General features: G+C 69.7%; 22 protein-coding genes. 12 read left to right on the top strand and 10 right to left on the bottom strand.

Annotation, left to right across the window (positions count from 1 at the left end; all coding sequences use genetic code 11):
* From QM633_RS14465 to QM633_RS14450, 4 genes are all read left to right on the top strand, one after another.
* Nucleotides 1-2,035 (top strand): alpha-1,4-glucan--maltose-1-phosphate maltosyltransferase (locus QM633_RS14465; RefSeq protein WP_415154468.1); only part of this gene is annotated, 2,035 nt, incomplete at its 5' end.
* A gap of 10 nt (nucleotides 2,036-2,045) precedes the next feature.
* On the top strand, nucleotides 2,046-3,353 hold the full coding sequence (locus QM633_RS14460) for a phosphotransferase (protein WP_415154467.1): 1,308 nt from the start codon (nucleotides 2,046-2,048) through the stop codon (nucleotides 3,351-3,353).
* Nucleotides 3,353-5,251 carry a 1,4-alpha-glucan branching protein GlgB gene (glgB, locus tag QM633_RS14455; RefSeq protein ID WP_415154466.1) on the top strand — a complete coding sequence of 633 codons (1,899 nt, stop codon included), beginning with the start codon at nucleotides 3,353-3,355 and terminating at the stop codon, nucleotides 5,249-5,251. The genes QM633_RS14460 and glgB overlap by 1 nt, the downstream gene beginning before the upstream one ends.
* Nucleotides 5,248-6,030: an NUDIX hydrolase gene (locus QM633_RS14450; protein WP_415154465.1), complete on the top strand. Its 783-nt coding sequence runs from the start codon at nucleotides 5,248-5,250 to the stop codon at nucleotides 6,028-6,030. Before glgB ends, QM633_RS14450 begins: the two co-directional genes overlap by 4 nt.
* Nucleotides 6,031-6,263: 233 nt before the next feature.
* Here QM633_RS14450 and arr read toward each other — a convergent pair whose 3' ends face one another.
* On the bottom strand, nucleotides 6,264-6,674 hold the full coding sequence (gene arr / locus QM633_RS14445; protein WP_415154464.1) for an NAD(+)--rifampin ADP-ribosyltransferase: 411 nt from the start codon (nucleotides 6,672-6,674) through the stop codon (nucleotides 6,264-6,266).
* Nucleotides 6,675-6,892: 218 nt separating this feature from the next.
* Here arr and QM633_RS14440 point away from each other — a divergent pair, with 218 nt between their 5' ends.
* Nucleotides 6,893-7,474, top strand: a complete 582-nt coding sequence (locus QM633_RS14440; RefSeq protein WP_415154463.1) for a DJ-1/PfpI family protein — start codon at nucleotides 6,893-6,895, stop codon at nucleotides 7,472-7,474.
* Nucleotides 7,475-7,655: 181 nt separating this feature from the next.
* On the opposite strand, the gene QM633_RS14435 is transcribed toward QM633_RS14440, so the two are convergent.
* Entirely contained in the window at nucleotides 7,656-8,543 is an 888-nt protein-coding gene (locus QM633_RS14435) for a co-chaperone YbbN (RefSeq protein ID WP_415154462.1), read from the bottom strand.
* A gap of 86 nt (nucleotides 8,544-8,629) precedes the next feature.
* Between QM633_RS14435 and pgm the strand changes: the two genes are divergently transcribed.
* The 4 genes from pgm to QM633_RS14415 all read left to right on the top strand — a co-directional run bounded on the left by pgm (nucleotide 8,630) and on the right by QM633_RS14415 (nucleotide 13,069).
* A complete protein-coding gene (gene pgm, locus QM633_RS14430; RefSeq protein WP_415154461.1) occupies nucleotides 8,630-10,258 on the top strand; it encodes a phosphoglucomutase (alpha-D-glucose-1,6-bisphosphate-dependent) in 1,629 nt (542 codons plus the stop codon).
* 22 nt (nucleotides 10,259-10,280) lie between these two features.
* On the top strand, nucleotides 10,281-10,730 hold the full coding sequence (gene mce, locus QM633_RS14425) for a methylmalonyl-CoA epimerase (RefSeq protein ID WP_415154460.1): 450 nt from the start codon (nucleotides 10,281-10,283) through the stop codon (nucleotides 10,728-10,730).
* Between the two features lie 87 nt (nucleotides 10,731-10,817).
* Nucleotides 10,818-11,846 carry a DivIVA domain-containing protein gene (locus tag QM633_RS14420; protein ID WP_415154459.1) on the top strand — a complete coding sequence of 343 codons (1,029 nt, stop codon included), beginning with the start codon at nucleotides 10,818-10,820 and terminating at the stop codon, nucleotides 11,844-11,846.
* Nucleotides 11,843-13,069, top strand: coding sequence for an AI-2E family transporter (locus QM633_RS14415; RefSeq protein ID WP_415154458.1), 1,227 nt, complete (start codon nucleotides 11,843-11,845; stop codon nucleotides 13,067-13,069). Before QM633_RS14420 ends, QM633_RS14415 begins: the two co-directional genes overlap by 4 nt.
* 37 nt (nucleotides 13,070-13,106) lie before the next feature.
* Here QM633_RS14415 and nucS read toward each other — a convergent pair whose 3' ends face one another.
* Nucleotides 13,107-13,778 (bottom strand): endonuclease NucS, encoded by a 672-nt coding sequence (gene nucS, locus QM633_RS14410; RefSeq protein ID WP_415154469.1) that lies wholly within the window; start codon nucleotides 13,776-13,778, stop codon nucleotides 13,107-13,109.
* A gap of 80 nt (nucleotides 13,779-13,858) precedes the next feature.
* On the opposite strand from nucS, the gene QM633_RS14405 reads away from it, so the two are divergent.
* Genes QM633_RS14405 through QM633_RS14395 form a run of 3 tightly spaced genes read left to right on the top strand, consistent with a single transcriptional unit; the run spans nucleotide 13,859 to nucleotide 15,612 of the window.
* The gene (locus QM633_RS14405; protein ID WP_415154457.1) at nucleotides 13,859-14,134 is read left to right on the top strand and encodes a hypothetical protein; all 276 of its coding nucleotides are present in this window, start codon (nucleotides 13,859-13,861) and stop codon (nucleotides 14,132-14,134) included.
* On the top strand, nucleotides 14,134-14,925 hold the full coding sequence (locus QM633_RS14400) for an alpha/beta fold hydrolase (RefSeq protein WP_415154456.1): 792 nt from the start codon (nucleotides 14,134-14,136) through the stop codon (nucleotides 14,923-14,925). Before QM633_RS14405 ends, QM633_RS14400 begins: the two co-directional genes overlap by 1 nt.
* Before the next feature lie 30 nt (nucleotides 14,926-14,955).
* Entirely contained in the window at nucleotides 14,956-15,612 is a 657-nt protein-coding gene (locus QM633_RS14395; RefSeq protein ID WP_415154455.1) for a cob(I)yrinic acid a,c-diamide adenosyltransferase, read from the top strand.
* A gap of 87 nt (nucleotides 15,613-15,699) precedes the next feature.
* Here QM633_RS14395 and QM633_RS14390 read toward each other — a convergent pair whose 3' ends face one another.
* The 7 genes from QM633_RS14390 to atpH all read right to left on the bottom strand — a co-directional run.
* The gene (locus QM633_RS14390) at nucleotides 15,700-16,485 is read right to left on the bottom strand and encodes a transposase (RefSeq protein ID WP_415154454.1); all 786 of its coding nucleotides are present in this window, start codon (nucleotides 16,483-16,485) and stop codon (nucleotides 15,700-15,702) included.
* A gap of 332 nt (nucleotides 16,486-16,817) precedes the next feature.
* Complete coding sequence (locus QM633_RS14385) at nucleotides 16,818-17,258, bottom strand: DUF2550 domain-containing protein (protein WP_415154453.1); 441 nt, start codon at nucleotides 17,256-17,258, stop codon at nucleotides 16,818-16,820.
* Nucleotides 17,259-17,276: 18 nt separating this feature from the next.
* Nucleotides 17,277-17,690, bottom strand: a complete 414-nt coding sequence (locus QM633_RS14380; protein ID WP_415154452.1) for a F0F1 ATP synthase subunit epsilon — start codon at nucleotides 17,688-17,690, stop codon at nucleotides 17,277-17,279.
* A gap of 1 nt (nucleotide 17,691) precedes the next feature.
* Nucleotides 17,692-19,146 (bottom strand): F0F1 ATP synthase subunit beta, encoded by a 1,455-nt coding sequence (atpD, locus tag QM633_RS14375; protein ID WP_415154451.1) that lies wholly within the window; start codon nucleotides 19,144-19,146, stop codon nucleotides 17,692-17,694.
* A 13-nt stretch (nucleotides 19,147-19,159) separates the two neighbouring features.
* On the bottom strand, nucleotides 19,160-20,068 hold the full coding sequence (locus tag QM633_RS14370) for a F0F1 ATP synthase subunit gamma (protein WP_415154450.1): 909 nt from the start codon (nucleotides 20,066-20,068) through the stop codon (nucleotides 19,160-19,162).
* A gap of 4 nt (nucleotides 20,069-20,072) precedes the next feature.
* The gene (gene atpA, locus QM633_RS14365) at nucleotides 20,073-21,716 is read right to left on the bottom strand and encodes a F0F1 ATP synthase subunit alpha (RefSeq protein WP_415154449.1); all 1,644 of its coding nucleotides are present in this window, start codon (nucleotides 21,714-21,716) and stop codon (nucleotides 20,073-20,075) included.
* Between the two features lie 26 nt (nucleotides 21,717-21,742).
* Nucleotides 21,743-22,305 (bottom strand): ATP synthase F1 subunit delta (gene atpH / locus QM633_RS14360; protein ID WP_415154448.1); only part of this gene is annotated, 563 nt, incomplete at its 5' end.

Raw genomic sequence — 22,305 nt, 5'->3', positions numbered from 1 at the left:
GGCCACCGCCCCCGTGCCGGCTGCCGTCCCCGCTCCGCCCGCCGCGCCGCTCGACCTGCGCCCCCCGGTCACGGTCGCCAGAGGCTTCGGGCGGATCCCGGTGACCGGTGTCAGCCCCGTGGTCGAGGGTTCGGCCTACCCCGCCAAGGCCGTGGCCGGCGAGCTCATCCCGATCCGGGCCAAGGTCTTCCGCGAAGGCCACGATGCCGTCAACGCCTCGGTCGTCCTGACCTCGCCGGACGGGGTTGAGTACCGCACCGACATGACCCCGATCGAGCCGCGCGGGCTGGACCCGTGGGAGGCCTGGGTACGTCCGGACGTCGAGGGTGCCTGGACCTTCCGGGTCGAGGGCTGGTCCGACCCGTGGCAGACCTGGCTGCACAACGCCGAGGCCAAGCTTCCCGCCGGCGTCGACATCGAACTGGTCTGCCTCGAGGGACGCGACCTGCTCGAGCGCACCGCCGTCCTCGCCGAGGCCGCCGGGGACCCCGTCCAGGCGTCGATCCTGAAGGCCACCGCCATGCTGCTGATCCCCGAGCGCCCGGCCGACGACCTGATCGAGGTCGCGACCGCCCACGGGATCTCCGGGGCGATGAGCCAGTACGGACCGCGGGAACTGCTCACCCCGACCGCCGACCTCCCCCTGTTCGTCGACCGGCCCAGGGCGCTGTTCTCCAGCTGGTACGAGTTCTTCCCCCGTTCCCAGGGGGCGAGCTACGACGAGGCGACCAGGACGTGGACCTCCGGCACCTTCGACAGCTCCCACGAGCGGCTCGAGCACGCGGCGGCGATGGGCTTCGACGTGGTCTACCTGCCGCCGATCCACCCGATCGGGACGGCCTTCCGCAAGGGCCGCAACAACACCCTGATCCCCGGCCCGGCCGACCCCGGCTCACCGTGGGCGATCGGCGCCCCGGAAGGCGGCCACGACGCCATCCACCCCGACCTCGGCGACTGGGACTCCTTCGACCGATTCGTGGCGAAGGCGAGGGAACTCGGGCTGGAGATCGCTCTCGACTTCGCGCTCCAGGCCTCTCCGGACCACCCGTGGGTCACCGAGCACCGCGAGTGGTTCACCACCCGGCTGGACGGAACCATCGCCTACGCGGAGAACCCGCCCAAGAAGTACCAGGACATCTACCCGATCAACTTCGACAACGACCCCGACGGCATCTACCACGAGGTGCTCCGGATCCTGAAGCTGTGGATGTCTCACGGCGTGCGGATCTTCCGCGTCGACAACCCGCACACCAAGCCCGTCCAGTTCTGGGCGTGGGTGATGCGGCAGGTCCGGGAGTCCGACCCCGACGTCCTGTTCCTCGCCGAGGCGTTCACCAAGCCGGAGATGATGCACGCCCTGGGCAAGGTCGGCTTCCACCAGAGCTACACCTACTTCACCTGGCGCACCACCAAGTGGGAGCTGCAGGAGTACCTCACCGAGCTGTCCACGCAGACCGACGCGTTCTACCGTCCGAACTTCTTCGTGAACACCCCCGACATCAACCCGTTCTTCCTGCAGTCCGGCAATCCGGCAGCGTTCGCGATCCGGGCAGTCCTGGCTGCGACGCTGTCGCCGTCCTGGGGGGTGTACTCCGGCTTCGAGCTGTTCGAGCACGAGCCGCTGAAGGCGGGCGGCGAGGAGTACCGGAACTCGGAGAAGTTCGAGTACCGCCCCCGCGACCACGGCTCCCAACCCAACCTGAACGTGCTGCTGGGCAGCCTCAACCAGATCCGGCGCAGCCATCCCGCGCTGCAGCAGCTGCGCCAGATCCGGTTCCTCGACACCCCGCACGACGGCGTTCTCGCCTATGCCAAGCGGGACGGCGACGACGCGGTGATCGTGATCTGCAGCCTCGACCCCGACCAGGGCGTGGAGAGCGAGGTCCGCCTCGACCTCGGCTGGCTCGGTATCGACCGCCAGACCGTCGACCTGCGCGACGAACTCACCGGAGCCACCTTCACCTGGGGCGAGCGCAACTACGTCAGGCTGAGCCCGGTCAACCCCGCCCACATCCTGCACGTCCTGGGTCGGTGAGGGGGCGGGCGTGACCATCGCCGCCGCGTGGCAGGAGCACCTGCGAGGAGCCCGCTGGTTCGGCGGGAAAGGTCTGGGCGCCCGCGTGGCCAGGATCACCGCACTGCCCTGGTACACCGCGGCGGGGGCGTGGCCGGCGGTGCGGTCCGAGCTGGCCGAGATCGCCTACGACGACGGACGCACCGAGATCTACCAGCTGGTGGTGTCGTACCTCCCGGCGGGAACGGCACCGGCGGGCCTGGCGGTCGCGACGGCCACCGTGGCCGGGCTCGGCCGGGTCGACCTGCTCGACGCCCCGTCCCACCCCGAGTCCGCTGCCGCCCTGGTCCGGGCGCTGCGGGAGACGCCGGGCCCGGGCATGCACTGGCAGGACGCCTCGCCGGTCGAGGTGGAGGCGGAGATCCGGCTGTTCACCGGAGAGCAGAGCAACACGACCGTGATGGTCGGCCAGACCACGCTGCTCAAGCTGTTCCGCAAGCTGGAGCCGGGACGCAACCTCGACGCCGAGGTCCTCGGCGCGCTCAGCGGATCGGGCATCACCCCCGACCTCTACGGCACGCTGTCCGCGGACGGCTACGACCTGGCGATCTTCTGTCAGCGGATCACCGGGATCACCGACGGCTGGGTCTACGCCACCGACGCGTGTGCGGCCGGGCGGGACATCTCGACGGAGTGCCGCCAGCTCGGCGAGGAGCTCCGCGACCTGCACGCCCGGCTGGCGACGGCGTTCGGCACGTCCACCCGCCCCGGGTCCGACCTGACCGCCGACATGGTGCACCGCTTCGACCGGGCCGCCGACCAGGTCCGCGAGCTCGACGCCTACCGCCGCGCGGCGCGCCTGCTGTTCGAGGCGCCGTCGGGTCACGACCTCGCCACCCAGCGCGTCCACGGCGACTTCCACCTCGGCCAGGTGCTGCACCGCGACGCACCCGGCGCGAGCCCGTGGGTGATCATCGACTTCGAGGGAGAGCCGCTCAAGACGCTCGCCGAGCGCCGCGCGTTCGACTCGGTGTGGCGCGACGTCGCCGGCCTGCTGCGCAGCCTCGACTACGCACGGAGCGCCCATGCCGACCCCGACGGCACCGAGGCGCGCGAGTGGTGCACGGCCGCGCGGGAGGCGTTCCTGTCGGGCTACAGCGGCCGGCACCGCGCCGAACCCGCCCTGCTCCGCGCCTACGAGCTGGACAAGGCCGTCTACGAGGTCGTCTACGAGGTCCGCAATCGGCCCAATTGGGCCCACATCCCCTGGCGCGCAGTCCAAGATGAGGCCAGACGGGTTTCCCTTGACCCGCCGGCACCGACCCAAGAGGAGCAGTAATGGCACACGACGTGGTGGGCGGGCTCACCGGCTGGGACCTGGAGGGGTTCGCCAGCGGCGGCGACACGGAGTGCTGGCGACGCCTGGGCGCCCACGAGGTGACCGTCCATGACGACGAGCGGGGCGACGTCCACGGCACCCGGTTCGCGGTCTGGGCGCCGAACGCCCGCGAGGTGCGGCTCAACGCCGACTTCAACTGGTGGACCGGGGACGCGATGTCGCGGATCCCCGGCACCGGCGTGTGGGGTCTCTTCGTCGAGGGCGTCGGGACCGGGGCGCTCTACAAGTTCAACATCCTCTGCTCCGACGGGGTGTGGCGGGAGAAGGTCGACCCGATGGCCTTCTTCGCCGAGCAGGCGCCGGCGAACTCCTCGATCGTGTACACCAGCCAGTACCTGTGGGACGACGCCGAATGGGTCGCCCGGCGCTCGACGTCCCAGCCCTACAAGGAGGCGATGAGCATCTACGAGGTGCACCTCGGCTCCTGGCGCAAGGGCAAGACCTATCTCGAACTGGCCGACGAGCTGGTCGAGTACGTGACCTGGCAGGGCTACACGCACGTGGAGTTCATGCCGGTCACCGAGCACCCGTTCGAGCCGAGCTGGGGCTATCAGGTGACCAACTACTTCGCTCCGCAGTCGCGCCTGGGCCGTCCGGACGAGTTCCGCTACCTGGTCGACCGGCTGCACCAGGCCGGCATCGGTGTCGTCCTGGACTGGGTGCCCGGCCATTTCCCCAAGGACGAGTGGGCCCTGGGCCGGTTCGACGGGACGGCGCTCTACGAGCACGCCGACCCGCGCCAGGGCGAGCACAAGGACTGGGGCACCTACATTTTCAATTACGGCCGCAACGAGGTGAAGTCGTTCCTCGTCTCGAACGCGCTGTACTGGGTGACCGAGTTCCACATCGACGCGCTGCGGGTGGACGCGGTCGCGTCCATGCTCTACCTGGACTACTCGCGCAACGACGGCGAGTGGGTGCCGAACATCTACGGCGGCAACGAGAACCTCGAGGCGATCGACTTCCTGCGCTACGTGAACAAGCACCTCTACGAACGGGTGCCCGGCGTGGTGATGATCGCGGAGGAGTCGACGTCCTTCGGCGGCGTGACGAAGCCGGTGCATCAGGGCGGGCTCGGGTTCGGCTTCAAGTGGAACATGGGCTGGATGAACGACTCGCTGCGCTACCTCGCGCTGGAGCCGATCCACCGGCAGTACCACCACAACGAGATGACCTTCGCGATGGTGTACGCCTACTCGGAGAACTTCGTCCTGCCGATCTCCCATGACGAGGTCGTGCACGGCAAGGGTTCGATGATCAACAAGATCCCGCAGGACACCTGGCGCCAGTTCGCCACCCTGCGCGCGTTCTACTCCTACATGTGGGCCTTCCCGGGCAAGAAGCTGATCTTCATGGGCTGCGAGTTCGGGCAGCGCAGCGAATTCAACGAGGCCGTCAGCCTGGAGTGGTGGGTCTCAGACCTGTGGGGCCACCACGGGCTGCAGCGGATGTTCAAGGACCTCAACGAGCTGTACCGCGCGCACCCGGCCCTCTGGGAGCTGGACTCGGACCCGGCCGGCTTCCGCTGGATCAACGCCGACGACGGCAGCGCCAACACCTACTCCTGGCTGCGCAGTGACGCCTCCGGCCGGCAGGTCGCCGTCGTGGTGAACTTCTCCTCCGAGCCGTGGACGCACTACCGGATCGGCTTGCCGAAGGCAGGAGTCTGGAAGGAGATCTTCAACTCCGACTCCGGCACCTACGACGGCTCCGACGGCTTCGGCAACCTCGGCCAGGTCACCGCGACCGACGAGGGCTGGAACGGGCTCCCGGCGAGCGCGACGGTCGTGGTCCCCCCGCTCGGTGCGGTGTTCTTCGAGTTCGACGACCAGGAGTGATCCGGGAGTCCCTGCCGTTCGTCGTGACGGACGGCAACGCGATCATCGACTTCGGGGGCGACGACGCGCCGCAGCGGCTCCACCTGCTGGTGCTCAACACCTGCCGGCTGGCACTGGCGGACCCGGCCGTACGCCGGCTGGAGACGTCGGTGGCTGTCGACGACCGGCCGCGCCGGCGCGCGCTGCATCGCGCGGGGTTTCGCCTGGAGGGCGTCTCCCGCGGTCGCTGGATCACCCCGGACGGGCGCGTCGACCAGGCCTGGTACGCCTTGCTGCGCGGCGAACAGACCGAGGGGCGGGAGGCGTTCACGGCGGTGATGAACACCGTCACCGCGCGCAAGCGGGTGATCAGTCACCTGCTGCTCACCGACAGCGCGGGCAGGGTGTGCGTCCTGGAGACCACCTTCAAGCCGGACTTCGAACTCCCCGGGGGGATCCTCGAGGTCGGCGAGAGCCCGCGGGTCGGCCTGGTCCGCGAGATCGAGGAGGAACTCAGCCACGCGGTGAGCATCGGGCGGTTGCTGGTCGTGGACTGGCTGGCCCCGTACCTGGGCTGGGAGGACGCCGTCGAACTCATCTTCGACGGCCGCGACCTCGCCGACCACGCCGTGGGACTGCTCCGTCCCGATCTGCGCGAGATCCGTGCCGTGCACTGGCTCGACGTCGAGGAGGCCGTCGCCACGATGGCCCCGTTCGCCAGAGGACGCCTCCGCGCCGCCCTCGCGGCCCGCGAGGAGGGCCGCACCCTCTATCTCGAGGCCGGCGAGCGGATCAGCTGACGCCGCCGCGCCCGGAGGTCCGGCAGGGAAACGCTGATCAACACCCGCCCCTGCTGGTTGAGCCTGTCCAAACCCCGCTCACCAACCGGCAACCGGTGATCTCGACAAGCTCGACCAGCCGGCGATCACAGCTCCCGGCGCTGAGCCGAACGAGCTGGCCATCGTTCGCTCTCGGCTTTCGCCGGCGAATCGCCGGGGAAGCGTCGCTGCCCAGCCCCTGGCCGGAAGCCGCCTCAGTTGATGATCTCGGCCCGGTCGTCGGCGGCGATGGCCGCGAGCCGCTCGCGCCAGTCCTGGAGCGCCGCCGGCGTCAGCCGCGTCCAGTCGACGACCTCGCCGACCACCCGCAGCGGGTCCCGGCTGCGGTAGGACCTGGTCGGGTTGCCCGGGAACTTCTTGTCGGTGACGTTCGGGTCGTCCTCGAAGGCGCCGGTCGGCTCGACCTCATAGACGCGAGGGTCTCCCTCCCCCGCCGCCAGTTCCGCGGCCAGCCCGGCTCCGTCCCGCAGCGCAGTGAAGTAGATGTGGTTCATCACCACCTCGGGCCGGTAATTCGAGCGGAATCCCGCCGTGAGCAGTCCGCCGACCCGGAGGTCGGCCTTGGTGCCGTGGTAGAAGGGCCCGGTTTCGGCTGCCGCACTCACCCGGCGAGCCTACCTTCGATGCCGGCTGGCCGGATCGCCGGCGGGCGCGGGCCGTCGATGTAGCGCTTGTGCAGATCCCGGTGTCAGCACGTGCTGCCCACAGCAGTGGACCCCGGACCCCGCGGTCAGCCGCCGTCGAGTGTCTGTACACGAACTTGCTCGAACACTGCCCACGGCGATCGCGAACCACGCCTTCAGCGGGATGGCAGGATGGCCGCATGCCGCAGCTGCAGATCCTCCTGTTCGACGGGGTCGAGGAACTCGACGCCATGGGTCCCTGGGAGGTGCTGTCGGCCTGGACCCAGCAGTTCCCGCAGGACGGCTGGCAGGCCTTCCTCGTGTCCAGGGACGGGCAGGCGGTCACGGCAGCCAAGACCGCGCTCCTCACGCCGCACCGGACCTGGTCGGACGACGCCGACCTCCTGGTCGTCCCCGGGGGGCAGGGGACGCGTCCGCTACTCGGGGACGCGGACGTGCGCGGCTGGCTGAACCGCGCCCACGATCGCGGCGCGCTGGTCACCAGCGTGTGCACGGGAGCCCTGCTGCTGGCCGACGCCGGCCTGCTGGCCGGGCGCCCGGCCACCACTTACCACAGCTGCTTCGACGAACTGCTCGCCGTCGAGCCCACCTGCCTGCCCGACCGCGAGGCACGCTGGCTCGATTCCGGAGGGGTCGTCACGTCCGCCGGAGTCAGCGCGGGCATCGACATGGCTCTGCACCTCGTCGACCGGCTGGTCGGCACGCAGCGCGCCCGTGAGGTCCGCCGCGCCATCCAGTACGACCCGGAGCCGCCGGTCTGAGCCACCGCCGGATCATCGGCATGATCCGTCATCCCGGTGAAGGCCGGGATCTGGCCCCAGGCCGGCGCGCGGCACCCACCGCACCCCGCACACGACGGGGTCGCTCAGACGACAACCGACTGCGCGGCAGCGCGCGAGGGCGGAGTCCTGACGCACTCGGCGGTTGCCGACCGAGTGGGGATCAGAACAGGGCGCTCATCAGATCTCGGCGTGCCTTGATCACGGCGGGATCGGACGGACCGACCGTCTCGAACAGCTCCAGCAGGCGCACCCGGACGGCGTCGCGACGGGGACCGGAGGTGTTCCGGATCGTCTCGATCAGTCGGTCGAACGCCTGCGCAGTCGCACCGCCGAGGAGTTCGGCGTCGGCGGCAGCCAGCTGCGCGTCCACGTCGTCCGGGGCGGCGTCCGCCCTCGCCAGCACGGTCGCCGGGTCGAGCACGCTCGCCCTGGCCAGCAGCGCGGCCTGCGCGCGGCCGGCCTTCGCCTCCGGGTCGTTCGGGGACGCGGCGAGCAGCTTGTCGAACTCCTCGACGGCCTTCGTGAAGTCGCCGCTCGAGAGTGCCTCGTCCGCCGCGGCGAACCGCGGATCGGGCCCGGCGTCGGCGTCGATGCTCACCGGCTCCGCCCGACCGACGACACCGCTGGCGGCAGCGGCCTGGAGGAGCTGCGCGATGTAGCTCTTCGCCTCCTCCTTCGTCTTCGTCCCCTGCCACAGCGGCGCGAGCTGGCCTCCGACGACGCCGATCACCGCGGGCACGGCCTGGATGCCGAAGGCCTGCGCGATCTGCGGGCTGGCGTCCACGTTCACGCGCCCCAGCAGGTAGGCGCCGGCGGCCTCGTTCGCGAGCTCGACCAGCGCGTCCGACAGGGCCTGGGCGTTCGCTCGCGGCGAGTTGAGCTCGAGCACCACCGGATAGCGCACGGACTGGGACAGGACGGCCTCGAAGGACGCTTCGTCGACATCGATCACGTAGCTGGCGCCCGGGGGCGGGGGGACGGCCTTGGCGGCAGCGACGATGCCGGAAAGATCCACGGCGCGGGACGGGTTGAAACCTGCAGTACTCACGACACTGCATTCTGCCAGCGCACCCAATCGCGGGCGAATGCGGACGCTTCCTCGCCACCGACCCCGGCAGCGGGCAAGATGGCCTCATGGTTCACGAACGCGCAGGGCAGGTCGCGCTGCCCCAGGATCTCATCGACGTCGACGCCCTGATCAGCGCCTACTACGACCTCGTCCCCGACCCGGACAATCCCGACCAGCAGGTCGTGTTCGGCACGTCGGGGCACCGCGGTTCGAGCCTCGACGTCGCGTTCAACGACGCGCACATCGCCGCCACCACGCAGGCCATCGTGGAGTACCGGGTAGGGCAGGGCATCACCGGCCCGCTGTTCATCGGGAAGGACACCCACGCACTGTCCGGTCCGGCCTGGCGGACGGCGATCGAGGTGCTGCACGCCCATGGTGTCGCGATCCGCGCCGAGCGGGACGAGGACTTCACCCCGACCCCCTCGGTGTCGCGGGCGATCATCGTGTACAACCGCGACAACGCCGGCCCGCGCGCGGACGGCATCGTGGTGACGCCGTCGCACAATCCGCCCAGGGACGGCGGCTTCAAGTACAACCCGCCGCACGGAGGGCCGGCCGACACCGACGCCACCGGCTGGATCGCCGCCCGCGCCAACCAGCTGCTCCGCAACCCCGGCGGGATCCGGCGGACGCCCTATGAGCAGGCCGCCCCGGACGTGCTGCGGGTCGACTACCTCGGCGCCTACTGCGAGGACCTCCGCAATGCGATCGACCTCGACGCGATCGCGTCCGCGGGCGTCCACATCGGCGCCGACCCCCTCGGTGGGGCGTCCGTGCAGTACTGGGGCTACATCGGCGAGCGGCTGGGCGTCGACCTGACGGTGATCAACCCGAGCGTCGATCCCACCTGGCGGTTCATGACCCTGGACTGGGACGGCAAGATCCGGATGGACTGCTCCAGCCCGTACGCGATGGCCAGCCTGATCGCCAACCGCGACCGCTACGAGATCTCCACCGGCAACGACGCCGACTCCGACCGGCACGGCATCGTCACCCCCGACGCAGGGCTGATGAACCCGAACGCCTACCTCGCGGTGGCGATCCAGTACCTGTTCGGTCACCGGCCGAACTGGCGCGCGGACGCCGGGGTGGGCAAGACGCTGGTCTCCTCCTCGCTGATCGACAAGGTGGCCGCCGACCTCGGCCGCACGCTGGTCGAGGTCCCGGTCGGCTTCAAGTGGTTCGTGCCCGGCCTGATGAGCGGCGACCTCGGCTTCGGCGGCGAGGAGTCGGCCGGAGCCTCCTTCCTGGCCAGGGACGGGTCCACCTGGACCACCGACAAGGACGGCATTCTGCTCGCCCTGCTGGCCAGCGAGATCAAGGCGGTCACGCAGAAGTCGCCGTCGGAGCACTACGCGGATCTGGAGGCCCGCTTCGGCGCGTCCAGCTACGCCAGGGTGGACGCGCCGGCGACCCGGGAGCAGAAGGCGAAGCTGGGCCGGCTCAGCGCGTCCGATGTGACCGCGACCGAGCTCGCCGGCGAGCCGATCACGGCGATCCTCACCCACGCGCCGGGCAACGGTGCGGCGATCGGCGGGCTGAAGGTCACCACCGCGTCCTCGTGGTTCGCGGCCCGTCCCTCGGGTACTGAGAACGTGTACAAGATCTACGCGGAGTCGCTGCAGGGTCCCGAGCACCTGGCACAGGTTCAGGCCGAGGCCAAACAGGTGGTCGACGCGGTATTGGCCTGACCAACAGGAATAGGGTGAATGCATGAGCAATGACGACATCTTCATCTGTATCGACCACGTCGGCTACGCCGTCCCCAACCTCGATGACGCCATCAAGGTCCACACCGAGGTGTTCGGCTGGCGCGTGCTGCACCGCGAGATCAACCAGGAGCAGGGCGTGGAGGAGGCGATGCTGGGCACCGGTGACCAGCTGCCCGAGAACGCCCAGATCCAGCTGCTCGCTCCCCTGGACCAGAACAGCACGATCGCCAAGTGGCTGGAGCGCAACGGCGGGCGCGGCGGCGTCCAGCAGGTCTGCTACCGCGTGGCCGACATCGACGCGGCCTGCGCGACGCTGCGCGAGCGCGGCGTGACCCTGCTCTACGACGAGCCCAAGATCGGCACGGGCGGTTCCCGGATCAACTTCGCCCACCCGAAGAGCACCGGGGGCATCCTGCTCGAGATCGTCGAGCCGGCGGCCGCGGCCCACTGAACGACCTCGTACGCACGTGGGGCTGGCCCGGTTCCGTGTGGGACCGGGCCAGTAGCATCGACGCCAGAGTGAAAGGGAATGACGCGGATGAGCGATGTGACCTCCGGCCTTGACCTGTTCGACGAGACGGCTTCGGCCGTGGGCAACTTCCCGCAGACGCTCCGCGGCTACGACCGCGGCGCTGTGGACGCCTACGTGCGCGACGTCGAGGCCCAGCTCGCCCGTGCCAAGGCCCAGTTGCGGCACCAGCACCGCCAACTGGCCGAGTCCGCGGCCAGAGAGGGCGACACCGACTTCGCCAGGCTCGGTGGGCACGCCAGGGCGCTGCTGAAGACCGCGGAGTCCCAGGCCGACGAGCTCGTCGACACCGCCCAGCGCAGGGCCGCCCAGGTCGTCGCAGAGGCGAGGGCGGATGCGGAGAAGACCGCGGCGGAGGCGCAACTCGCCCTCGACATGGCGCAGAGCACCTCGACCGCGGAACTCGACCAGCTGCGCAGGCGCCTCACCGACCAGACCGCGGCCGAACTCCAGGCAGCAAGGGACGAGGCGCAGTCGATCCGCGAGTTCGCCGAGCGCCACGCGGCCCAGGTGCTCGCCGAGGCCGAGACCAGGGCGAAGGCGGTCGCGGAAGAGGGCAGGCAGGCCGCGGAGGCGAGCCGGCTGGCCGCCGACAGGGAGGCGGCAGAGCTGCGTCTGGCCGTGATCGCCGAGAAGGAGTCCTCGCTGGCCGAGCTGACGGCCGCCCACGAGACCGCCGTCGCCCACCTGGACGAGTTGCAGGCCACCGCCCGCGCGCAGAGCGAGAGCTACGCGGCCAAGCTCGAGCAGGACTCCTTGACCTGGCAGCAGCGCAGGGAGGCCGCGCACGCCGAGGCGGACGAGCTGCGGGCCGCCGCCCGCGCGGAGGCTGCACAGATCGTCGCTGCCGCGCACAACCAGGCCGCCGCGGAACGGGTGGAGGCGCTGCGCGCCACGGAGGCGGCGAAGGCGCGCCTCGAGGCCGAGATCGCCGCCCTGGTCGAGCGCAGGAAGGCTGTCGTCGCCCAGCTCGGCGAGCTCTCGGCGCTCGCAGGAAACAGCGCCAACGACTTCGGGGACCCAGAGAGCACCACGTGACCACCAGCGAACCGGAGTCCACCCCGCAGGCCGGTTCGGAGCGGACCCCGTCCGCCCGCACTCCCGCCTCCGCCCAGACCCCGTCCGGGCCGCCTTCGACCCGCAGCTGGTTGCGGAAGTGGCGCCGGACCACGCAGCCCACCCCGCCCGACCTCTCCGAGGGCCTCGGCACCGGCGGCGAGCGTCGCGTGACTCTGCTCGACCGTAACCCGTTCCAGATCGGCTTCTACCTCACCATCGGCGGGATGGCCGCGTACGGGCTGGTCATCCTGGCGGTGTCGGTCCGCACGGTGATCGTGCTGCTTCTGCTCTCGATGGTGATCGCCCTGGGCCTGAACCCCCTCGTCGAGTGGCTGCACCACCGCGGTGTGCGGCGCGGGCTGTCGGTGCTGATGGTCGCCCTCGCCGTGATCGCCCTGATCGTCCTGGCCGGCTGGGCGCTCGTGCCGCTCGCCAGCGAGCAGGTCAGCAAGCTCATGCTGCAGGCACCGGGCTACCTGGACAATCTGCGCCAGAACCCGCAGATCGCTGCACTCGACGCCCAGTTCCACGTGATCGACAAGGCCGTCGCCTTCCTCGGCTCCGGGGAGCTGATCAGCGGGCTGTTCGGCGGCCTGGTCGGCGCCGGACAGGTGCTGGCCAACACGATCTCCTCGCTGATCATCACCATCGTGCTGACGTTGTACTTCCTGACCACCCTGCCGACCATGAAGGAAGTGATCTACCAGCTCGCACCGGCGTCGCGCCGGCCCAGGGTGAGGTACCTGGCCAGCGAGATGTTCAAACGGGTGGGTGGCTACGTGTCGGGGCTGTTCGTCGTGGTGCTGCTGTGGGCGATCGTGTCGTTCGTGTTCCTGAACATCGTCGGGCTCGGCCAGTACTCTCTCGCCCTCGCCGTGATGGCCGGGATCCTGGCGTTCGTGCCGCTGATCGGCACCTCGATCACGATCATCGTCCTGTCCATCATCGGCTTCGCGGCCTCACCGGCGGTCGGGGTGGCCACGCTGGTCTTCTTCCTCGTCTACCAGCAGGTCGACGCCTACTTCCTGCAGCCGCGGATCTTCTCCCGATCGGTCAAGATCCCGGCCATCGTCGTCATGCTCGCGGCCATCTCCGGTGGTCTGGTCTTCGGCCTGATCGGCGCGATCCTCGCCATCCCGATCAGCGCGGCCCTCCTGCTGCTCTACCGCGAGGTCCTGGTCCCCCACCTCGACCGGACCTAGGAGACTAGGACCAGCACTCGGGAGCGGACCGCGCGGATCAGAAGAGGCGGTCCTCGGCGTTGTCGAGGCCGCGCAACGCGTCGTAGTCGACCAGGACGCATCCGATGCCGCGGGTGGTGGCCAGCGTCCGCGCCTGCGGCTTGATGAGTTGGGCGGCGAAGACCCCCCGCACCGGCGCCAGCAGCGGATCGGCATTCATCAGGGCGAGGTACCGGGTGAGCTGCTCCACCCCGTCGATCTCGCCGCGCCGCTTCACCTCCACCGCGACGTAGGCGCCGGTGTGGTCACGGAGCAGCAGGTCGACCGGGCCGATCGGGGTCGGGTGTTCGCGGCGGACGAGGGTCCAGCCGTCGCCGAAGGTGCCTGGGTTCTCCGCCAGCAGGACCTGGAGGTGCGCCTCGACGCCGTCCTTCTGCAGCCCCGGGTCGATCCCGAGGTCGTGGCTGGAGTCGTGGAACACCTCGCCGATCGTGATCTGCAGGGTGTCCCCGTCGCCGTTGCGGACCTCCCACACCTCGGCCAGACCGGGCCCCTCCGGAGGTTGCACCGACACGGTGCAGGGTGCACTCATCCAGTTCAGCGGCTTGTAGGCCCGGTCGTCGGCGTGGACGGAGACCGATCCGTCGGCCTTCACCATGATCAGGCGGGTGGCCATCGGCAGGTGGGCGGAGAGGCGTCCGGCGTAGTCGACCTGGCAGCGGGCAATCATCAGGCGCACCGGGACAACCTACTACGCTCCCGTGATCGCCGACTTGCCACCCGGGCGGGACGTGGCATAGGACTGCGGGTATGCACAAACGGCCCTCCAAGCACCTGCGCGCGCCCCGACCGCTGTCGTCGGGCGCCTTCGCGCGCCTGGAGCGGAAGGCGGACGGCGACTGGATGGTGCAGACCCAGCCCGCCGACGCGGCCACCAAGACCTACACCTGTCCCGGTTGCAGCCAGCCGGTGACGCCCGGGACGGCGCACCTGGTCAGCTGGCCCACAGAGGCGTCGATCGGTTCGACGTCCGCGATCGAGGAGCGACGGCACTGGCACAGCTCCTGCTGGCAGCGACGCCGCTGATGAGCCACCTGCACGCCGATCTCGTCGGCAGCGGCCGTCCCCGCTTCGCCTTCCTGCACGGTCTGTTCGGACGCGGGCGGAACTGGACCCAGATCGCGTCCGCACTCGCCGACGCGGGGTATCCGTCCGTCCTGTTCGACCTACCCGATCACGGAGAGAGCAGCTGGACGACGTCCTTCTCCTACCCGCGGATGGCCGAGACCGTGGCCGGGGAGATCGACGCGCGACTGGGTTCGGCCGCCCGGCTGCTCCTGGTCGGCCACTCGATGGGCGGCAAGGTCGCGATGCTCACCGCCCTCGCCCACCCTCACCTGGTCCAGGGGCTGGTCGTCGTCGACATCGCCCCGGGACGCTCGGCGCAGGTGGACGCCTTCGGGCCCCTGGTCGAGGCGATGACCTCGCTCGATCTGGCCACGCTGGGATCCAGGGCCGAGGCGGACGAGCGGCTCCGCGTCGCGGTCCCCGATGACGCCGTCCGGCTGTTCCTGCTGCAGAACCTGCGCAGGAAGGGCGGATGGCACTGGCAGCCGAACCTCGCCCTGCTGGGCAGCTCGCTGGAGGAGATCGGCGGCTGGCCCGACACCGGCGCCGCCGCCTACCCCGGCCCGGTGCTGTGGCTCACCGGCGAACGTTCGCCCTACTGCGGCCCCGAGCACGAGGCGGAGATGCGCCGGCTCTTCCCCGGCGTGCAGAGGGTGGTCGTTCCCGGAGCAGGGCACTGGGTGCACGCCGACGCGCCCGCGGCCGTGATCGGCGAGCTGCTGGCGTTCGCCCAGGCGTGCGAACCGTAGCCGCCGTCCCCGGGCAGTAGGTTGGGAGCCATGGTCAACCTCACCCGCATCTACACCCGCACCGGGGACGCAGGGCGTACCCGGCTCTCCGATCTCTCGGAGACGACCAAGACCGATCCCAGGGTGGAGGCGTACGGCCACGTCGACGAGGCGAACTCGATCCTCGGCATCGTCACCACACGCGACGACCTGCCCGAGGAGATCCGCGCGGTGCTGCGCCATGTCCAGAACGAGCTGTTCGACTGTGGCGCCGACCTGTCGAACCCGCTCAACGAGAATCCGCCCTACGAGCCGCTGCGAATCATCCCGTCCAACATCGAGCGGCTCGAGGGCTGGTGCGACGAGTTCGGCGATCCGCTGCCCGCGCTGCGATCGTTCATCCTGCCGGGCGGCAGCCAGACCGCGTCCTTCCTCCACCTGGCGCGCAGCGTCGTGCGCAGGGCCGAGCGCGCGGCCTGGGCCGCCGTCGAGGCGTACGGGACCGAGCCCGCCTCCGGCGTCCGCCCCGGTGGAGTGAACCTCCTGGCCGTCGGCTACCTGAACCGCCTGTCCGACCTGCTGTTCATCCTCGCTCGCGTGGTCGGCCAGACCGCGGGCGACGTTCTCTGGGTGCCCGGCAAGGACCGCAACGTCACCGAGCCGAGGGCCAAGAAGCAGCGCGAGCGCATCACCGGTGACGCCGGCTGACCACCGGACCTGATGGGGGACGGTTCTCTACTCGGTCCGCCCACCGGCAGGCCGGACCGACGTGACGGACCGCACTGGCGGCGCACCTCACCGTGGTGGACCGAACGGGGTGGACCGGACTGGGGACGGTTCCTCACTCGGTCCACCCTCGACCACAACGCTGCTCCGGCTTGAGTGACGGCGCTTCAGAGTACTGGTGCTCAGTCCGGTTGCCCGAGCGATCTGGGCAAAGCTGACCGAGCGCGTCCGAAGCTCACGAACGGCAGCCTGCTGGAGTTCTCTGCCCAGCCCGAGAAAGTCGTCGGGGCATCGGGCACCGCAGGCCTGTTCAAGGAGTGCCCGCACCTCGTCATCGCAGTGAAGTGGACGCGGTCCCCGAGGCAACGGCTCATCCATCGACCAGGTCCTCGTGTCCGGCTGACCGGCGAGCGGGTCATCGGGAAGCAGGCGATCCAACTCGGCCGCGTCGATCAGATCCGACACCTTGCCGTACAGGTGCCTACTGCTCCACCGGTATGCATCGGCGTTGTTGACGATCCCCGCCTCCACCGGGTTCTTCCAGACATACCGCATCAGACTGGCGAGGTGCGCATCGTCCTCGACAGGGACGCTCTTGAAGCGGTCCTGGAAGAGATGGCCCACCCGTCCGTACTTGCGGTTGAACCAGCCCGCGTAGCGCACGCCGACGCGCCGCACCGACTCGCCCAGCGCCTCGTTTCCCACCCGCAGAACGAGGTGAACATGGTTGCCCATCAGACAGTACGCCAGGACCGTCCAACCGCAGGCGTCCTTGGCCGCGGCAAGCGCACCCAGGAACCTTCGCCGATCCTCGTCGTCGAGAAAGATCGGATCCCGATTCACCCCGCGCAGCATCACGTGATGGATGCCTGTTCCAGCAAGCTTCCGTCTCCGCCTAGGCATGGCCCCTCCTTGTGTCCTCCTGGACGGCGACCTTAAGGGCATGATCACAGCGGGAGACCAGTTATCCACAGGCAACTTTCGACGGGGGCATCCTCACATCGCACCGCCGCGGTTGCCGGACCGAGTAGAGAACCGTCCCCAACTCGGTCCACGCGGTTGCCGGACCGAGTAGAGAACCGTCCCCGACTCGGTCCAGCTCGGGGCGGTTCAGGCGAGTCCTCCGTCGGGCGGACCGAGTAGAGAACCGTCCCCGATTCGATCCGGGCGCTGGCGGCGCCGCCGGGTCAGCGGTAGCGGGCGCCGGGTGGCGCAGACTCCAGCCAGCTGAGCAGGCCGGTGAGGGAAGCGACCGACATGGCGAGCTCCCAGGAGCTGCCGTCGACGAGTTCGAGACGCAGGATCCGTTGGTCGTCGTAGAGGACCACGGACTCGATCGGATCGGGATCCCGTTGGACGCCGGCCGACGCCTGCGACCGGGGGACGATCACCCGCGGTCGCAGGGCGATCGAGAAGGCGCGGAACCACTCCAGGTTGTCCCCGGAGTAGCGCGCGACCCCGAGCACCCAGCCGGCGCCCGGCGTCTTCTCCGAGAGCCGTAGCGAACAGTCGAACAGCCCGCCCTGACGGGACAGCCAGCGGCGACGCACGCCGAGAAACACCACCGGGAGCAGCAGGACGACGACCAGCACCAGCGCCACCCATTCGGTGATGCCCAGCCAGTCCATCCCTGTCGACTCCCGGGGCTACTTGGCGTGTTGCTGGGCCAGGTGCGCGGCCCGGACCTGGGCCTGAGCCCGCAGGTAGTGCTGGCGGGTCTCCTCGTCCAGCTCACCGGCGTTGAGCCGCTTCTCCGCTGCCGCCAGTTCGTGCTCGGCCGCGTTCAGGTCGATCTCCCTGGCCACCCTGGCGAATTGGGAGAGCAACGAGACCCGGTTGTCGGCCACCGAGAGGAAGCCGCCGTCGATGGCCAGCACCTCGCGCGTGTTCCCGGTCGTGAGCACCTCCGCCGCACACGGCACCATGGCTGCCAGGAACGGCTCGTGGTTAGGCAGGATGCCGAGGTCGCCCTCGCTCGACCGGGCGGTCACGCTCAGCGCGTCCCCCTCCCAGACGATCCCATCCGCCGAGACCACCTCGACGCGCAGCACGTCCGCCACGTCAGCCTTCCTTCTGGATGCGGTCCCAGTTCTCCATCACCATGTCCATGCCGCCGACGTTGAAGAACGCCTGCTCCGCGATGTGGTCGACCTCGCCGTCGCAGATCATCGTGAACGACTCGATCGTGTCCTTCAGCGGGACGGTGGACCCGGGCACGTTGGTGAACTTCTCGGCCATGTAGGTGTTCTGGGAGAGGAACTGTTGGATCCGCCGCGCCCGGGCGACGATGATCTTGTCCTCCTCGCTCAGCTCATCGACGCCGAGGATGGCGATGATGTCCTGCAACTCCTTGTTGCGCTGCAGGATCTGCTTCACCCTCGTGGCCGTGTCGTAGTGGTCCTTGCCGATGAACTGCGGGTCCATGATCCGCGAGGAGCTCGACAGCGGGTCCACGGCCGGGTACAGGCCGCGGGAGGCGATCTCACGACTGAGTTCGGTGGTGGCGTCCAGATGGGCGAAGGTCGTCGCCGGGGCCGGGTCGGTGTAGTCGTCGGCGGGGACGTAGATGGCCTGCATCGAGGTGATCGAGTGGCCCCGGGTGGAGGTGATCCGCTCCTGCAGCTGGCCCATCTCGTCGGCCAGGTTCGGCTGGTAGCCCACCGCGGACGGCATCCGGCCGAGCAGCGTCGACACCTCGGAGCCGGCCTGGGTGAACCGGAAGATGTTGTCGATGAACAGCAGCACGTCCTGGTTCTGGACGTCCCGGAAGTACTCCGCCATGGTCAGCGCCGAGAGCGCCACCCGCAGCCGGGTGCCCGGCGGCTCGTCCATCTGGCCGAAGACCAGGGCGGTGTCCTTCATGACGCCGGCCTCGATCATCTCCGCGATCAGGTCATTGCCCTCACGGGTGCGCTCCCCCACGCCGGCGAACACCGACGTGCCACCGAAGTTGTGGGCGATCCGGTAGATCATCTCCTGGATCAGCACCGTCTTGCCGACCCCGGCCCCGCCGAACAGGCCGATCTTGCCGCCCTGGACGTACGGGGTGAGCAGGTCGAGCACCTTGATGCCGGTCTCCAGCATCTGGGTCTTCGGCTCCAGGGCGTCGAAGGGCGGCGGCTCGCGGTGGATCGGCCAGCGCTCGGTGACCTCGAACGTGCCGGCGTCCTCGTTGAGGCACTCGCCGGTGACGTTCCACACCTTGCCCTTGGTCACGTCGCCGACCGGCACCTCGATCGGGGCGCCCGTGTCGACGACCTTCGCGCCGCGGCGCATGCCGTCGGTCGGCTTCAGGGAGATCGCGCGGACGATGTTGTCACCGACGTGGAGGGCGACCTCTGCCGCGATGGTCCGGCTCTCCTCGCCCGCCTCGATGTCGATGAGCAGCTTGTTGTTGATGTCGGGCATCTGGTCGGCGGCGAACTCCACGTCCACCACGGGTCCGATCACCCGGGCGACCCGCCCGGTCGCGGACGGGGTCTCGGTTCCGGTCGGGGTCTGCGTCGTCACGGTCATTCCTCTGCCTTGCCTAGTCGTTATCGGTGAGGTCGGCGAGCGCGCCCGCGCCACCGACGATCTCGCTGATTTCCTGGGTGATCTCGGCCTGCCTGGCCTGGTTCGCCTCGCGGGTGAGGCGCTCGATGAGCTGCTGGGCGTTGTCGGTGGCCGACTTCATGGCCCGCTGCTGCGCGGCGAGCTGGGACGCCGCCGACTGGAGCAGGTAGAACCAGATCCGGCTGCGGATGTAGATCGGCAGCAGCGCGTCCAGCACGGTGTTGGGGTCCGGCTCGAACTCGTACAGCGGCACGACCTCGGTGGCGCCCACCTCGTGCACGCCCTCGACGACCTCCAGCGGGAGGACGCGACGCACCCGCGGGGTCTGGGTGAGCATGGACTCCATCCGGGTGTAGACCGCCCAGATCTCGTCGACCCCGCCCTCCTCGTAGGGCTTGAGGAAGTCCTCCTGCAGCCGGTTGGCGATCTCCACCGCCCGGTCGTAGGTCGGAGCGTCGGAGAAGCCCTCCCAGTGCGCGGCGACGGGGAGGCCGCGGTAGCTGAGGTAGCTGATCCCCTTGCGCCCCACCACGTAGCGGACGAGTTCCTTCCCCTCCTCCTCCACGCGCTGGCGGAAGCTCGCCACCGTCTTGATCACGTTGGCCGAGTAGGCACCGTTCATGCCCCGGTCGGAGGTGATGAAGAAGATCGCGATCCGCTTGGGGTCCTGCGACGGCCGGGTCAGCGGATGGTCCTGATGGGAGTAGTTCGCCACCGCCGACACGGCCCGGTTCAGCTCGCGCGTGAACGGCAACGCCCGCGCCGCGACCTGCTGCGCCCTGATGATCCTCGAGGACGCGATCAACTCCATCGCCCGGGTGATCTTCTTGGTCGCGGTCACCGACTTCCGGCGCTGTCGCAGCTCCCGCAGGCTGGCTGGCATCCGATCAGCTCCGCTTCTTCTGCACGACGATCTGCTCGTGGTCGAGATCCTCGGCCGCGATCGCCTTCGCGTGCGTGTCGCCACTCACCATCGGCTTGCCGTCGCTGCCGACGAACTGGGTGTTGAACTCCTCCAGCGCCGCCACCGTCGCCTGCTCGGTGTCGGAGGTGAACAGTCCGGTCTCGCCGATCGTCTCGAGCACCTTGGTGTGGTGGCGCAGGTAGTCGAGGAACTCCTGCTCGTAGCGCAGCACGTCGGCGACCGGGACGGCATCGAACCGGCCGGTGGTGCCCACCCAGACGCTGACCACCTGGTCGGCGACCGGGTACGGGCTGTACTGCGGCTGGCGGAGCAGCTCGACCAGCCGCGCGCCGCGATCGAGCTGGCGTCGCGACGCGGCGTCCAGGTCGGAGGCGAACATCGCGAACGCCTCCATGTCGCGGTACTGGGCCAGGCCGATCTTCAGCGTGCCGGAGACCGACTTCATGGCCTTCACCTGGGCGGCTCCGCCAACGCGGGACACCGAGATGCCCACGTCGATGGCGGGTCGCTGGTTGGCGTTGAACAGGTCGGACTGCAGGAAGATCTGGCCGTCGGTGATCGAGATCACGTTCGTCGGGATGTAGGCCGACACGTCGTTGGCCTTGGTCTCGATGATCGGCAGGCCGGTCATCGAACCCGCGCCGAGCTCGTCGGACAGCTTCGCGCAGCGCTCCAGCAGGCGCGAGTGCAGGTAGAACACGTCGCCGGGGTACGCCTCGCGACCCGGCGGGCGGCGCAGCAGCAGCGACATGGCGCGGTACGCCTCGGCCTGCTTGGTCAGGTCGTCGAAGACGATCAGGACGTGCTTGCCGGCGTACATCCAGTGCTGGCCGATGGCCGAACCGGAGTACGGCGCGATGTACTTGAAGCCGGCCGGATCGGACGCCGGGGCGTGCACGATCGTGGTGTACTCCAGTGCCCCGGCCTCCTCCAGCACCGTCCGCAGCGCGGCGATGGTGGAACCCTTCTGGCCGATGGCGACGTAGATGCAGCGGACCTGCTTCTTCGGGTCGCCGGTGGCCCAGGCCGCCTTCTGGTTGATGATCGCGTCGATCGCGATCGCGGTCTTGCCGGTCTTGCGGTCGCCGATGATCAGCTGGCGCTGGCCACGACCGATCGGGGTCATCGCGTCGATGGCCTTGATGCCGGTCTGCAGCGGCTCGCTCACCGACTGCCGCTCCATCACGCCGGCGGCCTGGAGCTCGAGCGGGCGGCGCTCGGTCACGTCGGTGATCTCACCGAGCCCGTCGATCGGGTTGCCCATCGCATCGACGACGCGGCCGAGGTAGCCCTCGCCGACCGGGACGCTGAGCACCTCTCCCGTGCGCTTGACGACCGAGCCCTCCTCGATCCCCTCGGACTCGCCGAGGACGACCACGCCGATCTCGCGGACGTCGAGGTTGAGCGCGATCCCGAGCGTGCCGTTGGCGAACTCCAGGAGCTCGTTGGCCATCGCGGAGGGCAGTCCCTCGACCCGCGCGATGCCGTCGCCGGAGGTCACCACCGTGCCGACCTCGTCCCTGGTCGCAGCGTCGGGGTTGAAGTTGGACACGAACGATGCCAGCGCGTCCCGGATCTCCTCGGGGCTGATGGTCAGTTCCGACATTGGGTGCACCTTCTGCTTTCGATTCTCTACTGGGTCAGTTGCTTCTCTGCGGCGGCGAGGCGAGCGGCGACCGTCCCCTCGATCACCTCATCGCCCACCTGGACGCGGGCTCCGCCGATCACGGACGGCTCGACGACGACCTGCAGGTTCACCTGCCGGCCCAGCTGCCGCTCGATCGCGGCCTGGAGCCGTGCCTTCTGTCCGCCCTCCAGCGGCCGGGCGACGGTCACGACCGCGACCGCGCGCTGCCGGATCGCCGCGGCCAGGCCGAGGTACTCCTCCGCCGTGGACTCGAAGGACACCGTCGCCGTCGCGACAGCCCTGCGGGCGAGCTGGACGGTGTCGGGGTCGGCCTTGTCCTCCAGCAGGTCGGCGACCAGTTGCTGGCGGGCCGCCGCGGGAACGACCCGGTCGTCGATGGCCTGCCGCAGGGCGGTGTCGCCGACGACTGTGCGCGTGAACCGGAACAGCTCGTCCTCGACGGTGTCCAGTGTGTCGGCGGCGCGGGCGTGCTCGAGCAGCGCCCGGACGCCCTGCCGGTCGAGCGCCACGACCAGCCCGGACGGGCTCCCCCAGCGCAGGCCGGCCG

Source organism: Propionicimonas sp. (genome assembly GCF_047606205.1).
Classification (GTDB): domain Bacteria; phylum Actinomycetota; class Actinomycetes; order Propionibacteriales; family Propionibacteriaceae; genus Propionicimonas.
This window is presented reverse-complemented; position numbering and strand designations above follow the sequence as displayed.

Excerpts from the sequence above, each read along its gene's own strand:
- glgB (WP_415154466.1), top strand. The coding sequence starts at position 3,353 with ATGGCACACGACGTGGTGGGCGGGCTCACCGGCTGGGACCTGGAGGGG.
- QM633_RS14440 (WP_415154463.1), top strand. The coding sequence starts at position 6,893 with ATGCCGCAGCTGCAGATCCTCCTGTTCGACGGGGTCGAGGAACTCGAC.
- pgm (WP_415154461.1), top strand. The coding sequence starts at position 8,630 with ATGGTTCACGAACGCGCAGGGCAGGTCGCGCTGCCCCAGGATCTCATC.
- mce (WP_415154460.1), top strand. The coding sequence starts at position 10,281 with ATGAGCAATGACGACATCTTCATCTGTATCGACCACGTCGGCTACGCC.
- QM633_RS14420 (WP_415154459.1), top strand. The coding sequence starts at position 10,818 with ATGAGCGATGTGACCTCCGGCCTTGACCTGTTCGACGAGACGGCTTCG.
- nucS (WP_415154469.1), bottom strand. The coding sequence starts at position 13,778 with ATGATTGCCCGCTGCCAGGTCGACTACGCCGGACGCCTCTCCGCCCAC.
- QM633_RS14405 (WP_415154457.1), top strand. The coding sequence starts at position 13,859 with ATGCACAAACGGCCCTCCAAGCACCTGCGCGCGCCCCGACCGCTGTCG.
- QM633_RS14400 (WP_415154456.1), top strand. The coding sequence starts at position 14,134 with ATGAGCCACCTGCACGCCGATCTCGTCGGCAGCGGCCGTCCCCGCTTC.
- QM633_RS14395 (WP_415154455.1), top strand. The coding sequence starts at position 14,956 with ATGGTCAACCTCACCCGCATCTACACCCGCACCGGGGACGCAGGGCGT.
- QM633_RS14390 (WP_415154454.1), bottom strand. The coding sequence starts at position 16,485 with ATGCTGCGCGGGGTGAATCGGGATCCGATCTTTCTCGACGACGAGGAT.
- QM633_RS14385 (WP_415154453.1), bottom strand. The coding sequence starts at position 17,258 with ATGGACTGGCTGGGCATCACCGAATGGGTGGCGCTGGTGCTGGTCGTC.
- atpD (WP_415154451.1), bottom strand. The coding sequence starts at position 19,146 with ATGACCGTGACGACGCAGACCCCGACCGGAACCGAGACCCCGTCCGCG.
- QM633_RS14370 (WP_415154450.1), bottom strand. The coding sequence starts at position 20,068 with ATGCCAGCCAGCCTGCGGGAGCTGCGACAGCGCCGGAAGTCGGTGACC.
- atpA (WP_415154449.1), bottom strand. The coding sequence starts at position 21,716 with ATGTCGGAACTGACCATCAGCCCCGAGGAGATCCGGGACGCGCTGGCA.